Genomic DNA, 13,918 nt, shown 5'->3' on the forward strand with positions numbered 1-13,918 from the left:
ACGCAGGCCGTTCAGACGGCCAGCGAAAGACCGCTGTCGCCGTCGGTGTCCTGTGCCGCCTCCGCCGTCCGGCCGGTGGCCAGCAGCAGCGCGTCCGCGCGGACGATCGCGTCGTGGATGCTCGTCGTGCCCATCATGACGCACAGGGTGTAACTGACGTCCTCCAGCTCCCGAGCCGCATCGGCCCGCTCCCTCTCAGCCTGCGCGATCTTCAGTGATGCGTACCGAGTCAGCAACGTCCTGACGATCTTCGGGTCCGGAACCAGCACGGAGCGCCCCTCTCTCGATTTTTTGCTGCGTATGCCCCAGGCACGCCGTGCCATGCATGCCGACCGCCTCGCGAGACATGATTGACCAGATTCAGTCGATTCCCGGTGGATCATCCGTGGAACGACCGGCACACCGCGCGGCTCTCGGATATCCGGCCCGGGGACGGCGCGTCCCCGGCGGAGGGGAGGAAGGGGCCGGGGGCCTCGGAGCGGCGGGTGCCGCACGCGCCGCCGCGGTGCGCCGCCGGGCCCTGGTCGGGGCGGGGCGCGGCGCCGCGGACGCGCCGCGCGCGACAGGGCCGCGCACCACGCTCGATCCGCTGGGTGACGGTCACCGGGGCCTCCGCTGCGCACTCGGCCCACCTGCGCGGGCAGCCCCCGGTCACGGCGGCACGGCGCCGTACGACCCGGCAGAAGGTATCCGCAATATAGGTGCTTTTCGGCCCTTCGACCAAGATTGGGTCGGCGCCACGCACCGGGCGGGCAGGAGAACAGCGCGTCAGAAGCCCGGCACGGCACAGGGATTGCGGCCGACGAGGGGCGGGGGCGGCGGAATCTTCGGGCGCCTGGCGGGATCCCGACGGACGAGAACGGGCCAGTGATCTCCCGCCCCCGGGGTCAGGGCCGCCCGGATCGCACGGGAAAAGCGGGCATACCGGTGGAAAGTCCCGGGGGCCGGGTCACCCGGCGAGGGCGTCGGCCAGTTCTACGGTGACCCGGTTGATCTCACCGTCCTGCTCGGCGAGCAGCTCCCGCAGGGCGCCGGAGCGGGCCCGGACCGCCTGCCGGGCCCGCCGCTCCCACACCACAGGGTTCTCCCGGTGGTTGAGGAGCTTGGGGTAGACGGCGGCGACGCTCTCCCACTGGCGGGCGTCGGCGATGTTCCTGAGCAGTTGGATGATCTGCGGCCGGCAGGTCACCTGGGGCGTCCGGGCCAGCTCCCAGAGGAAGGGCACGGTGGGGGCGGTCGCCTGCTCCACCACGAAGCCGTACTGGCAGATGCGTCCGCGCAGCTCCTTGAGGGCCGCCCGCGCGGCCTCGGCGTCGCCCCGGGCCATGCTGCGCAGCAGCGGGGGGATGCCGGCCGCGGAGCCGGTGGCGTCCCGGATGTCGCTCCAGGGCACCTGCCCCAGGGCCGAGAGGGGTGCGGCGGCCGCGGCGGCGGCATGGGGGGCGCGGTCGGTGCGCTGGGTGCTCGGCTGCTCCGTCGGTGCGGTGCGCATGGCATCGGGCCTTTCCGCGGCGGTCGTATGGGGGGTGGGTCCTTCAGCGGGGCGGGTGCGCGGGCCGCGTCGCCCCGGCCGTCCGGACGGACCGGGACGGGGAGGTGCGGATCCGGGCGCGTCCCGCACCGGTGGCGCGGACGAGGTGGGGCGATCCGGGCAGGACCGGGTCCGCTGCGCCCGGTCTTCCGGGCGGGAGACTCGCGGACGAGAGCACGGCATCTCCCTGATGAGACGTCATCTGTCGGCGCCCACAAGGGGGTTGACGCCCCCGCTATTATCCACGCTGTCAGCGCCCGCGTGCAATTGCACGCGAAATTTCTCGTGAAAGTGCGCGGGACGGGGAAGGATCCGGAAGCAACCCGCCGGAGCCCAACAGCGGCCCGGCGCACCTCACGACGGAACGTGAACAGCGAGGAGACTGCGGTGCCATCGACGCCGAACGGAGTGCGGGCCAGCTCTTTGGACGCCCGCTGGATCAAGAGCAGGCACAGCAACGCCGAGGGCAACTGTGTGGAGGTCGCCGCCCTGAACGGCGGCGGGATAGCGGTGCGCAACTCCCGGGACCCCGACGGGCCGGCCCTCGTCTACACCCCGGCCGAGGTGGCGGCGTTCCTGGCGGGCGCCAAGGAGGGCGAGTTCGACCACCTGCTGTGGTGATCGACGGCCCTCCGCGGGCAAGCGGAGGGCGGTTGCCGAGTTACCGATAGGTGTTCGGACGGATGCCCTCCGTGCGGGACCGGTGCGATAGTGTCCATCTCAAGTCCGCCGGTCCACTGGGGAGTCAGGATGTCCGCCGAGTCGCAAGGCCACTCCCGCCTCGAACCCTATCTGGACGGTTCCGAACCGGCGCCCACTTTGCTGAAGTTGCTGGTCGGTGTACAGCTCACCGGCTTCCGCGAGGACGCCGGACTGTCCCAGGAGCAGGCGGCCCGGGGTCTCGGCTTCAGTGCCGCGAAACTCTCGCGCATCGAGTCGGGCAAGGGCCGTCGGCCCCCGGCGGAGGGCGACGTGCGCGCCCTCCTTCAGCTCTACGGCACCGACGAGTACGAGTCCTCGGTCCTGCTGAAGCTGCTGCGGCGGGCCGGTGAGCCCGGCTGGTGGCAGCGGTACGACAAGCGGCTGATGCCCGAGTGGTTCGACCGCCTCGTCGGTCTCCAGGAGGCCGCGGCCGCGATCCGTACCTTCGAGCTCCAGTACGTGCCCGGTCTGCTCCAGATCCCGGCGTACACCCGGGCGGTGGTGGAGCGCGGACTGCCGACCGCGCCGTCGCACGAGGTGCAGCGGCGGGTGGAGCTGCGCACCCGGCGCACCGATCTGCTGCGCCGCGAGGATCCGCCGCAGTTGTGGGCGGTGCTCGACGAGTCGGTGCTGCTGCGCGTCCTCGGCAGCCGCGAGATCATGCGCGAGCAGCTCGACCATCTGATCGAGACGGCACAGCTCCCGCATGTCACGGTGCAGGTGGTGCCGCTGGACGTGACCAACGCGTCCGCACCCGCGATACCCATCACCTATCTGCGCTTCGGCGGGCTCGATCTGCCGGACGTCGTCTACCTGGAACACATCAGGAGCGCCAACTTCCTTGAGGACCGGGACGAGACCGAGGAGTACCGGATCGCCCTGGACCGGCTGGCCGACGAGGCCCTGACGCCGGCGAAGTCACTGGAACTGCTGCGCACCACGGCCCGGCAGCGCTACTCGGCGCCCTGAGCGCGCGCCGCGTCCGGGACGCGGCAGGACGCCCGCGGCCCGCTCCCTCCCGCCGCTTCCTCGGCTTCCTTCGCTCCCCGGCTCCCCGTTCTTCCGCTGCTCAGCGGACCACGCCTATGCCACCGAACTCCACCCATTCGTGGGTGAGCTGACGGGGCGCCACCTCGGTGTCGGGGCGCCAGGTGGAGACCTCGACCAGACCCGGCTCCAGGACATCGAGGCCCTCGAACCACTCGGCGACGTCCTTCTCCTCGCGCACCCTCCCCCAGTGCCCCTGGGTGGCCTTGTCCATGAAGTCGGTGACGAACTCCCGCACCTCGGCTTCCCCGCTGACCAGTTGGCACATCAGCAGGATGCTGCCGGGCACCAGCCGCTCCCGGACCCGCCGGACCACGGCGAGCGGGCCGTCGGTGCCGCTGTCCGGGATGCAGTGGAAGACGGAGTTGAACAGCACCGCCACCGGCTGGGAGAGGTCGATCAGCCGCCGGGTGTCCTCGTGCGCGAAGATCTCGTCGGTCTGCCGCATGTCGGCGTGTATGACCGCGGTGCGCTCGTCCTGCTGGAGGAGGGCGCGGCCGTGCACCAGCACCATGGGGTCGTTGTCCACGTAGACGACGTGGGTGTCCGGGTCGATGCGCTGGGCGACCTGGTGGACGTTGTCCTGGGTGGGCAGACCGGAGCCGTGGTCCAGGAACTGGCGTATCCCGTAGTCCTGGGCGAGGGTGCGGACGGCCCGCTGGAGGAAGCGGCGGTTGTTCAGGGCGAGCCGGCGCGTGCTCGGGACGACCTTGTCGAGTTCCTCGCACGCCGCGCGGTCCGCCGCGTAGTTGTCCTTGCCGCCGAGGTAGTGGTCGTACATGCGCGCGGCGGTCGGCACATGCTCGTCGATGTTGGTGGACAGCTGGTTCTCCGCAGGCATCCATTCCCCCAGGTTCACCGGGTCCACCGCGTCAACGGGCCCGGTCCGAACAGAGGTTACATCCTACGGAGGCCCCGTTCGCCGTCACCAGCCACGGGACGGGCGGGCTGCCCGGACACGGCCGCCGAACGTCCTGATCCACCCGATCGTCACGGATTCTTCACACCGCCGGACCCATCGAAGGCACGGTTCGGAGCACCCGCCTGGCTGTCGGAGGAGGAGGCGTCGTGGTGGTCGTCGCTGTGCTGTTGCTGCCGTTCGTGGGTGGACTGCTGCTGATCATGGACCGGATCGAGGACCGGGTGTCCGCACCGGCCCCGGCCCGCGGCCGGCCCGCCCGGCACCGCGGGCATCTGCGGCTGGTCCCCGGCGGCCGCCGCACCGCCGGAGCGGTGGCCGCGCGGGAGGAGCGGGAGGAGCAGGAGGACCAGGACGCAGCGGCGCATGCACCGGGACGGGACCCGGGGCGGCGGCACGCCGCCTGACCGGGGTCCGGTGAGCGGCCCGGCGCGGTGACGCTCCGGCGCTCCGGGCCCACGCCCGCTCGCCGTGGCCGCGGGCCGCTGTGGCACCCTCGGGCGGGACCGGCCCGCACGGACGCGGGCCGTCACCTCGTTCGGCACCGTGGAGAGGCAACCGCATGCGCATCGGACTGCTCGGCACCGGCCCCTGGGCCCAGATGGTCCACGCCCCGGCCCTCGGCGGGCACGACGGGCTGGAGTTCGCCGGGGTGTGGGGCCGCCGTGCGGCCGCCGCCGAGGAGCTGGCCGAGCGGCACGGCACCCGTGCCTACGCCGACGCCGACGCGCTGCTCGCGGACGTGGACGCGGTCGCCGTCGCGCTGCCGCCGGACGTGCAGGCGGAGTTGGCGGTGCGCGCGGCCCGCGCCGGGTGCCATCTGCTGCTGGACAAGCCGCTGGCGCCGACGGTGGAGCAGGCCCGCGCGGTGGTCGGGGCCGCCGAGCGGGCGCAGGTGGCCTCGGTGGTCTTCTTCACCACCCGCTTCCAGAGCGCGCCGCAGGCGTGGATCGCCGAACAGGCGGAGCGGGGCGGCTGGTTCACGGGCCGGGCGCAGTGGCTCGGCGCCCTGTTCGGCGGTGCCGAGGACAGTCCGTTCGCGGCCTCGCCGTGGCGGCGGGAGAAGGGCGCGCTGTGGGACGTGGGCCCGCACGCGCTGTCGGTGCTGCTGCCCGTCCTCGGTGACGTACGGCGGGTGACGGCCGCCGCGCCCGGCCCCGGGGACACCGTGCATGTGGTCCTCGACCACGCCGGTGGCGCCTCCAGCACCCTCACGCTGAGCCTCTCCGCCCCGCCCGCCGCGGCCGGGACGGCGGTGGAGGTGCGGGGCACGGCGGGGGCGGCCGTCCTGCCGGAGGGCACCGAGGAGGCCGTCGTCGCCTTCGCGCGGGCGGCCGACGCCCTCACGGAAGCCGCCCGCACCGGGCGCCCGCACCCGTGCGACGCCGCGTTCGGGCTGCGGGTCACGGAGATCCTCGCGGAGGCCGGTGACCTGCTGGACCGCGACGGCGGCTGAGCCCGGGGCGCGGCTGAGCCGGGAGACCGGCCGGGCGGGGGGTGCGGAAGGTTGCGGAAGGTGCGGAAGGCGGGCCGATCCCCCGGGCCCGGTCCGCCGCCCCGCAAGGCTCTCGCGAAGGCGCGTGCCCCCGGACCAAGTGATTCCGAATTGCCCGTCCTGCGGTCAACCGCCGTGGAGGAAGCGGGAGTCGGGGTGGGGCGCAAGGGGTTGGCGCGGTGGGCGGTGCTGCGTAGCATCGGGCCCTCCGGCGGCGGTGAGAGCGCTCTCACACGCATCGCCGCCCCTCCCCCACACCCCCCGTCCGGCTTCAAGGAGGCTCCCCCACATGGCTCCTCGTCACCAGCGTCCGCTCGGCCGCAGGACGTTCCTCACCGCTCTCGGCGGCACAGCCCTCGCGGCGCCCGCCCTCGCCGCCCTCGCCCCACGCGCCCTGGCGGGCCCGGCCCGCTCCGCGGCGGCGGGCGCGCTCCCGCTGACGATCGCCAACGACAGCGGTTCCTTCGACAACGCCTCCGTCCACGTGTACATCGTCGGCAACCAGGACGGCGCCCAGGTCCGGGTCACCCCCGACGGCACCCTCGCGCCCGTCTCGGTCGCGGACAACGGCACGGACGGCTTCACCGACTACGCGATCCCGCTCGCGGGCGGCGGCGAGACCCGGCTGTCGCTGCCGTACATGTCCGGCCGGATCTATGTCTCCCTCGGGCAGAAGCTCAGGCTGCGCGCGGTCACCGACGGCGACGGGCGACCGGCGCTCCAGTACCCGGCGGGCTGGGTGTCCTCCGACCCCAACCATCCGGTGCTGCACGACTGCGCCGAGTTCACGTACAACGCCTCCGGCATGTTCTGCAACACGACGATGGTCGACATGTTCAGCGTGCCGATGAGCCTGCGGCTGACCGGCGCGCAGGACCAGACCACGGGCACCGTGCGCGACGGCGGCCGGGCCGCCGTGTTCGACGCCGTGCGGCAGGCCGGTGACTTCGCGCGGCTCGTCGTGGACGACACCCGGGTGATCGCCCCGGGGCACGGCCTGGACGCCGGGCTGTTCCCCGCGAACTACTTCGCCCCCGCCATCGACGAGGTGTGGGACGCCTACGGCGGCAAGGACCTCACGGTCGCCACCGACGCGGGCACCTTCACCGGCCGGGTGCGTGACGGCCGGCTCGTCTTCACCGGGCCGGCCTCCGTCTCCTTCGCCAAGCCGTCGACCCGGGACGTCCTGTTCTGCGACGGCGCGCTCGCCGCGCCCAACGACGGGACGACCGGGCCGGTCGCGGCCGTGCTCGGCGCCGGGTTCAACCGGTCGGTGCTGCTGAGCGGCGCCCCGCAGCCGGTGACCGACGCGGGCTCCTTCTACGCGGCCGGGATCACCAACCACTACTCGCGCGCGGTGCACGCGGCGACCGTGGACGGCAAGGCGTACGGCTTCGCCTTCGACGACGTGGCGGGCTTCGCCTCCTACATCCAGGACACGGCGCCCGCCGGGCTCCGGCTGACCCTCACGCCGTTCTAGGGCCTGTCGTCGCGTCCGGGACGTGGCGCCGCGCCGCCGCGCCGCCCGGTCGCCGCGGGCCGCTCCCGGCACCCGCGGGGCGGTTCCGGGGTGCGGGGTCGGGGACGGCGTAGCAGCGTGGTGGTGTGGTGAAGCCTCCTGCCCTGCTGTCGCGGTCGCCGCGCCGGGACCCGTACCGGCGGGGCTGGCTGCGGGGTGCCCCGCCGCCGCGCTGGGTGCGGGCGCTGCCGGTGGCGCTGGCCGCCGTGGTGTGTGTGGTGACGCTGCTGAGCCCGAGCCCGCTCGACATAGGGTTCCTGCTGGGCGCCATCCCGCCGCTGGCCGTGCTGTCGTACGGGCCGCTGACCACCGCGCTGCTCGGCGGCGTGGTGGTGGTCCTGCTGAGCGTGCCGGCCTTCCAGCTGGACCATCCCGGCAACACCGACCTGGAGACGGTCACCTTCGTGGCCGTGCTCAGTGTCCTGCTGTCGTACGTGCGCAGCCGCCGCGACGCCCAGCTGGACCTGGCGCGTACGGTCGCCGAGGCCGCGCAGCGGGCCGTCGTGCCGCCGCTGCCCGAGCGGGTGGGGCCGGTGCGCTGCGCCGGTCTGTACCGGGCCGCGCAGCGCGGCACACTGGTCGGCGGGGACTTCTTCGACGTGCGGCGCGGGCCCGGGGGCGTACGGGCGGTCATCGGCGATGTGCAGGGGCACGGGCTCGCGGCGGTCTCCACGGTCGCCGCGCTGCTGGGCAGTTTCCGGGAGGCGGTGCTCGACCGGCCGGGCCTGCCGGAGATGGTGGCCGCGCTGGACCGCCGCCTCGTGGTCGACTCGGCCGAGGTGCGGCACGCGGAGCTGTTCGCCACGGCGGTGCTGCTGGAGTTCTCCGGGGACGCGCGCTCGGTGCGGATCGTGACGTGCGGCCATCCGCCGCCGATCCTGCTGCGCGGGGGTGCCGCGACGGAGATCGCCGTCATCCCCTGGACCCCGCTCGGTCTCGGCCTGTCCGACGCGCTCCCGCCGCACGACGGGCACATCGAGCGGCTGCTCCCCGGCGATGTGCTGTTCCTCGCCTCGGACGGGGTCACCGAGGCGAGGAACACCGACGGCACGTTCTACCCGCTGCTGGACCGGCTGCCCCTGCTGGCCGACCGCGATCCGGCGGCCCTGGCCGACCGCGTGCTGGCCGACGTCCTCGCGCACTGCGGGACGATCCGCGACGACGTGACGATGCTCGTCCTGACACCGGGCCCGCCGGACCCGGACCGCCGAGCCGATCCGGACCGGACCCGAACCACTCGGGCCCCCTGAGCGCACCCGGCCGCGCACAGCGCCCCGAGGCCCGTGGCCCGTGGCAGCGCGCGAGGGCGGCGGGAGAGCGTCGGTGCGCGTGGCGGTTCCCGGGGCCCGTGGTGTGCGTCGACCCGGCGTCCGCGCGGGGTGGTTCAGGGTGGGGCCGCGGGGTACGGGGCCCGCGCCGCGTGGCGGCCGGACCGGTCCCCCGTTCCGGTCCCGCCTGCGCACGCGGCCCCGCGGAAACCCCCGCGGCGTCTCGAACTTACGTCTCGCTTACGCGCGTCAAAACCGCGTCGGTGCCCTTTCGGGCAGCCGGAGGACTCACCCGTGCACAGGTGAGTCCGTAATGCCCCTGTTGGGGCCCGTCACGGTGCGCGGTCAGGTTCCCTCGGCCCCGCCGGACGGGGTGGTTTCCGGTACGAGGGGTTCCAGTACGGGCGGTTCCAGGTCGCCCGCCGCCAGCTGGGCCAGGACGACCTCGTAGAGATCGCTGCCGACGGCGAGGAGCTGGCGTTCGAGGACCGGTTCGACACCGCGTACGTGTTCGCGCACGGTCTGCGCGTGCACGCCGAGCAGTTGGGCGGCGCGCTCGGCGTTGCCGCCCGCCGCGGTCCAGGCGCGCAGGGTGCCGCGCAGGTCCCGGGTGTCGGCGGCCAGCCGCCCGAGGAGTTCGTGCGCCCAGGTGCGCAGCGCCGGGCCGGCCAGCAGCTCGTCCAGGCCGACCTGCCGGGAGCGCGCCGCGGGGGCGCGGGCCGGTTCGGGCGCGACGCCCGCCTGGGTGTTCAGCGCGAGGTGCGTGGCGGCGCGGACGGTCAGCAGAGAGAAGTCCGCGCCGAGCAGTGCCTCGACGCGTTCCACGCGGGCCCGGACGGTGTTGCGGCTCACCCCGAGGATGCGGGCGGCGCTGACCGCGGTGAACTCCAGGCCGAGCCGGGTGGTGGCGACGAGTTCGGCGCGGGTGTGGTGGGGCAGCGTGTCCAGCGGGCGCAGCAGCCGTCCCGCCCAGGCCCGCAGCGCCTCGGCGTCCATCAGGCGCTCGGGGTGGGTGCGCTCGGCGTACACGGCCGTGCCGTCCGGGCGGAACCGGGCCAGCGCGAGGGCGCTGACGGCCTGCCCGTAGGCCGTGGCGGTCCGGGCGAGGCTGTGCCGGATGCTGCCGCCGAGGAAGGTGCGCGGGCGGGCGCCGACCAGGGAGCGCAGCGCCCGCCCGGTGGTCTCGGCGGGGGCGATGACGATGACGTGGCCGTCCACGGCCGGGCAGCGCACGACCAGGGCCTGGCCGTCGGCGGCGTCCAGGCATTCGGCGGTCAGCCGTTCCCTCTCGTCGGGGTGCGCCTCCAGGACGTAGACGTGCGCGGTGTCGGTGTCGAGCAGGCCGGGCCACAGGCCCGCGGCGACCCGGCGGGCGGAGACGATGTCCTCGACCATCAGCAGTTGCAGGATCGCCAGCCGCAGCGCGGACGCCGCCTGTTCGAGGCGGCGTCCGGTCTCGGTGGTGTCCTCGGCCCGCAGCAGCAGTTCGACCACGGCGGCGGCGCGGGTGAGCATGTCGGCGGTGCGCCGGTCGAAGGGGGTGGCGCGGGAGACGGCGAGCACCCCGGCGGCGGGCGCCTGCGGATGCCCCACGCGCACCGCGCGGACGTGCCGGGTCTCGTCCTGGAGCGCCGCCGAGGCGAACCGGCCGGCGAGGAGGTCCGCTGTCACGTCGTCGGCCAGGGGCAGCGCCGCTCCGGCGAGGAGGGTGCCCGTGCCGTCCAGGAGGCAGGCCGTCCCGTGGGCGGCGCCGGCCAGCCAGGCCACCACCCGGCGCGGGTCGCGTCCCGCGGGGCGCAGTTGGTCGAGGAGTTCCTCGGCCCAGGCCGCGTGCCCGTCGTCCGCACTGTGACCCGGTGCGTCTCCGTCCTGTCGGCCGGCCATGTCGGCCCTCTCCTCCCGCTCCGGTACACCGCACTGACCTCGGCGTTCTCGGTCCGGGACGTTACCAGCGGCGGCCTCTGCCGTCCTGGTGACGGCCCGCGGGCCACACGGACGGGTGCGGTGGGAGGGGCGGCTCCGCCGACGGCTCACAGGGGGGGTGGTGAGCGGTCGGCGGAGCCGCGGGCCCGAGGCCGGGGGGAGGGCTCCCGGGCGCCGTACGCCTCTGCTTCCCCGGATTCCGCGGGGTACGCCCCTCCGTGTGCGGCGGATTCGGCGGGTCGGCGGGTTCGGCGGGTTCGATGGATCCGGCGGGTCCGCGGCGTGGCTGATCCGGGCCCGGCGCCGCGTGCCCGGCGGATCCGGCGCGCCGGACCGGGCGCGGCGGGTGCCCGCGGGGCACGGGCCCCGCGCACGGCATAAGCTCGGCGGATGGCGAAGTACTTCGACGTGCACCCGGACAACCCCCAGCCCCGCGCCATCCGGCAGGTCGCCGACGGCCTGCGCGAAGGCGCGTTGATCGCGTATCCGACCGACTCCTGCTACGCCCTGGGCTGCCGGCTGGGCAGCCGCGACGGCGTCGACCGGATCCGGACGATCCGCCGCCTGGACGACCGGCACCACTTCACTCTGGTGTGCCAGGACTTCGCGCAGCTGGGGCAGTTCGTGCGGATCGACAACGACGTGTTCCGCGCGATCAAGGCGGCCACGCCCGGCCGTTACACCTTCATCCTCCCGGCGACGCGGGAGGTGCCGCGGATGCTCCAGCACCCGAAGAAGAAGACCGTCGGGGTGCGCATCCCGGACCATGTGGTCGCCCAGGCCCTGCTGACGGAGCTGGGTGAGCCGCTGCTGTCGAGCACCCTGCTGCTGCCGGACGAGGAGGAGCCGATGACGCAGGGCTGGGAGATCAAGGACCGGCTCGACCATGTGCTGGACGCGGTCCTCGACTCGGGCGACTGCGGCACCGAGCCGACCACCGTGGTCGACTTCTCCGGCGGGGAGGCCGAGATCGTGCGCCGCGGGGCGGGCGACACGTCGCGCTTCGAGTGAGGTGCGGCGCGTGGCACGATGACCTTGATCCACCCGTCCCCGGCCGCCGGCTGCGGCCCGGGGCGCCCCACCACCGTCGGCGGGGACCTCTCCGGCGACGACCGCGCAGGAAGGCAGCGCCCCATGAGCGCCGTACAGGGACAGGCCGTCGACATCCCCACCGAGGACGGCACGGCGGACGCGTATCTCGCCCACCCCGGGGACGGACTGCCCCGGCCGGGCGTCCTGTTCTACACGGACGCGTTCGGCCCGCGCCCGCAGGTGCGGGCCATGGCCGACCGGATCGCCGGGTCCGGTGCCGGGTACACGGTGCTGGTGCCCCATGTGTTCTACCGGCACGGGCCCGCTCCGGTGGTGGAGTTGCCCGACTTCATCGATCTGGCCGAGCGGCCGGAGATCTTCGCCCGGATCGTTCCGGTCATGCGGTCCCTGACGCCCGGTATGTCACGCCGCGACGCGGGCGCCTATCTGCGCCGGATGGCCGAGGACCCGCTGGTCGCGGACGGCCCGGTGGCGGTGACCGGCTACTGCATGGGCGCCCGGCTGGCCCTGCTGACCGCGGGCGCGTACCCGGACCGGGTGGCGGCGGCGGCCGGTTTCCACGGCGGCGGACTGGCCACCGACGCCCCGGACAGCCCGCACCTGGCCGCCCCCGGCGTCACGGCGGAGCTGTACTTCGGTCACGCGGACGAGGACCCCTCGCTGCCGCCCGAGCAGATCGAGCGGCTGGAGGAGGCGCTGACCGCGGCGGGTGTCCGGCACCGCTGCGAGGTCTATCCGGGCGCCGGGCACGGCTACACCCAGGCCGACACCGACGCCTACGACGCGAAAGCGGACGAACGGCACTGGGCGGCGCTGCTCGGTCTGCTGGAGCGCACCTTCTGAGAGCGGACGCCGCCTCAGCTCCCGCGCACGGGAGGTGAGTTGGCGGCGACCGCACCCCCGCCCCGCCTGCCGTGCGCCGTCCGCGCGTTGTTACGGTGCACCGCGTGTCTGACTCCTCACGCGATACCGTCGAAGGCGCCGGCTGGAACGACGCCGAACGCGGCACCTACGCCCGGCTGATGCCGGACCGGGTCGAGAAACTGTCCTGGCTCAGCCCCCGGACGCTGTGGGCCGCGCGCAACGGCGTGGCCGCGGGCTGGTTCGGGGACCCCACCGGGCGGACCCGGTCCCGGTGGGTGGCGCAGCGGGCGGCGGCCGGGGCGCCCGCCGACAAGGTGATCCGGCGCACCGAGGCGGACCGCTTCTCCTTCATGGTCCTCGGGGACCCCGGCGAGGGCGGCGACTCCCAGTACGCCGTCGTGCCGGGCTTCCTGAAGGTCTCCCGGGACACGTCGTTCGCCGTGATCACCAGCGATGTGATCTACCCCGTGGGCAGCACCGACGACTACGGCACGAAGTTCTTCCGCCCGTACCGCGACTATCCGGCGCCGGTCTACGCGATACCCGGCAACCACGACTGGTACGAGGACCTCGGCGGCTTCATGCGCGTCTTCTGCGACGACGCCCCGCCGCTGCCGCCCGAGCCCCGGCCGCGCGCGCTGGGCCGCGCCTGGTGGCGGGAGCTGCTGTGGCACCGCCCGCGCCCGGCCGACGAGCAACGCCTGGCCGAGGCACGGACGTTGCGTTCCGCCCCGGGCCAGCAGGCCGTCCAGCCGGGCCCGTACTGGGCGATCGACGCCGGGCCGGTGCGGATCGTCGGCATCGACACGGGCCTGCTCGGCACGATCGACGCGGAACAGGGCGCCTGGCTGCGCGAGGTGTCGCGCGGCCCCCGCCCGAAGATCCTCCTGACCGGCTCGCCGCTGTACGTGGACGGTGAGCACCACCCCTGCCCGATCGAGGGCGGTGGCACCGTCGACGACATCGTCCGCGACCCCGCCCACCACTATGTGGCGGCGATCGGCGGCGACATCCACAACTACCAGCGCTACCCGGTGGACGTGGACGGCCGCACGGTGCAGTACGTGGTCTCCGGTGGCGGCGGGGCGTTCATGCACGCCACGCACACCATCGGCCGGGTCTCGGTCGCGAACGTCACCGAGTCCGACTTCCGCTGCTATCCGCTGCGCGGCGACTCGCTGGCGTTCTACAGCGGTGTCTACGCCCGCCGGCTGCGGCTGCGCCGTTTCTTCACGCTGACCGAGGCGGAGGCCATGGCGGTGGTCGCCGAGCGGCTGGGCACGCCGCCGGTGCGCGCGCCGGGCGGCCCGGTCAGGGTCACCCGGCGTGTGCGGCTGGTGGCGAGCCTGCTGGGCGCGGGCCGCCGCCCCGGCCGCCGGGGACGCTTCCGGCTGCCGGTGCGCACCCTGTACACGCAGGTGTTCTCGCCGGGCTCGGTCACCTACAGCCCGCCGTTCTTCAAGTCGTTCCTGCGGCTGGACGTCACGCCCGAGGCGGTGCGGCTGCGCTGTTTCGCGGCGACCGGGAACCTCGCCCAGGAGACGGACCCGCCGGTCGAGGACGAGGTGACGATCCCGCTGCGCCCGCCCGCGTGAGC

The 13,918-nt window shown here is 74.3% G+C and carries 13 protein-coding genes; 9 read left to right on the plus strand and 4 right to left on the minus strand.

Going from position 1 to position 13,918, the window contains the following annotated elements:
* Positions 1-11 precede the first annotated feature (11 nt).
* Together ACWDYF_RS26890 and ACWDYF_RS26895 are read right to left on the minus strand one after the other, a co-directional pair.
* Positions 12-269 carry a DUF5133 domain-containing protein gene (locus tag ACWDYF_RS26890; RefSeq protein ID WP_064531148.1) on the minus strand — a complete coding sequence of 86 codons (258 nt, stop codon included), beginning with the start codon at positions 267-269 and terminating at the stop codon, positions 12-14.
* Positions 270-949: 680 nt separating this feature from the next.
* Entirely contained in the window at positions 950-1,492 is a 543-nt protein-coding gene (locus ACWDYF_RS26895) for a hypothetical protein (RefSeq protein WP_389472043.1), read from the minus strand.
* Positions 1,493-1,918: 426 nt separating this feature from the next.
* Between ACWDYF_RS26895 and ACWDYF_RS26900 the strand changes: the two genes are divergently transcribed.
* Positions 1,919-2,152, plus strand: a complete 234-nt coding sequence (locus tag ACWDYF_RS26900) for a DUF397 domain-containing protein (protein WP_037873275.1) — start codon at positions 1,919-1,921, stop codon at positions 2,150-2,152.
* A 129-nt stretch (positions 2,153-2,281) separates the two neighbouring features.
* Positions 2,282-3,202, plus strand: a complete 921-nt coding sequence (locus ACWDYF_RS26905; protein WP_381744673.1) for a helix-turn-helix domain-containing protein — start codon at positions 2,282-2,284, stop codon at positions 3,200-3,202.
* Between the two features lie 100 nt (positions 3,203-3,302).
* Here the strand turns inward: ACWDYF_RS26905 and ACWDYF_RS26910 are convergent, their stop codons facing one another.
* Complete coding sequence (locus tag ACWDYF_RS26910) at positions 3,303-4,121, minus strand: SAM-dependent methyltransferase (protein WP_389472039.1); 819 nt, start codon at positions 4,119-4,121, stop codon at positions 3,303-3,305.
* A gap of 227 nt (positions 4,122-4,348) precedes the next feature.
* Between ACWDYF_RS26910 and ACWDYF_RS26915 the strand changes: the two genes are divergently transcribed.
* The 4 genes from ACWDYF_RS26915 (at position 4,349) to ACWDYF_RS26930 (ending at position 8,463) form a co-directional block, all read left to right on the plus strand.
* The gene (locus tag ACWDYF_RS26915; protein ID WP_389472037.1) at positions 4,349-4,606 is read left to right on the plus strand and encodes a hypothetical protein; all 258 of its coding nucleotides are present in this window, start codon (positions 4,349-4,351) and stop codon (positions 4,604-4,606) included.
* Between the two features lie 155 nt (positions 4,607-4,761).
* Entirely contained in the window at positions 4,762-5,655 is an 894-nt protein-coding gene (locus ACWDYF_RS26920; RefSeq protein WP_389472035.1) for a Gfo/Idh/MocA family protein, read from the plus strand.
* Between the two features lie 328 nt (positions 5,656-5,983).
* On the plus strand, positions 5,984-7,174 hold the full coding sequence (locus ACWDYF_RS26925) for a beta-1,3-glucanase family protein (RefSeq protein ID WP_389472032.1): 1,191 nt from the start codon (positions 5,984-5,986) through the stop codon (positions 7,172-7,174).
* A 125-nt stretch (positions 7,175-7,299) separates the two neighbouring features.
* Positions 7,300-8,463: a PP2C family protein-serine/threonine phosphatase gene (locus ACWDYF_RS26930; RefSeq protein WP_389472029.1), complete on the plus strand. Its 1,164-nt coding sequence runs from the start codon at positions 7,300-7,302 to the stop codon at positions 8,461-8,463.
* 363 nt (positions 8,464-8,826) lie between these two features.
* On the opposite strand, the gene ACWDYF_RS26935 is transcribed toward ACWDYF_RS26930, so the two are convergent.
* A complete protein-coding gene (locus ACWDYF_RS26935; RefSeq protein ID WP_389472025.1) occupies positions 8,827-10,365 on the minus strand; it encodes a helix-turn-helix domain-containing protein in 1,539 nt (512 codons plus the stop codon).
* A gap of 429 nt (positions 10,366-10,794) precedes the next feature.
* Here ACWDYF_RS26935 and ACWDYF_RS26940 point away from each other — a divergent pair, with 429 nt between their 5' ends.
* The 3 genes from ACWDYF_RS26940 to ACWDYF_RS26950 all read left to right on the plus strand — a co-directional run bounded on the left by ACWDYF_RS26940 (position 10,795) and on the right by ACWDYF_RS26950 (position 13,916).
* Positions 10,795-11,415, plus strand: coding sequence for an L-threonylcarbamoyladenylate synthase (locus ACWDYF_RS26940; protein ID WP_018566446.1), 621 nt, complete (start codon positions 10,795-10,797; stop codon positions 11,413-11,415).
* Between the two features lie 123 nt (positions 11,416-11,538).
* Complete coding sequence (locus tag ACWDYF_RS26945; RefSeq protein ID WP_389472022.1) at positions 11,539-12,300, plus strand: dienelactone hydrolase family protein; 762 nt, start codon at positions 11,539-11,541, stop codon at positions 12,298-12,300.
* A gap of 104 nt (positions 12,301-12,404) precedes the next feature.
* Positions 12,405-13,916, plus strand: coding sequence for a metallophosphoesterase family protein (locus tag ACWDYF_RS26950; RefSeq protein WP_389472019.1), 1,512 nt, complete (start codon positions 12,405-12,407; stop codon positions 13,914-13,916).
* The last annotated feature ends 2 nt before the right edge of the window (positions 13,917-13,918 follow it).

Source organism: Streptomyces sp. NPDC003284 (genome assembly GCF_053589675.1).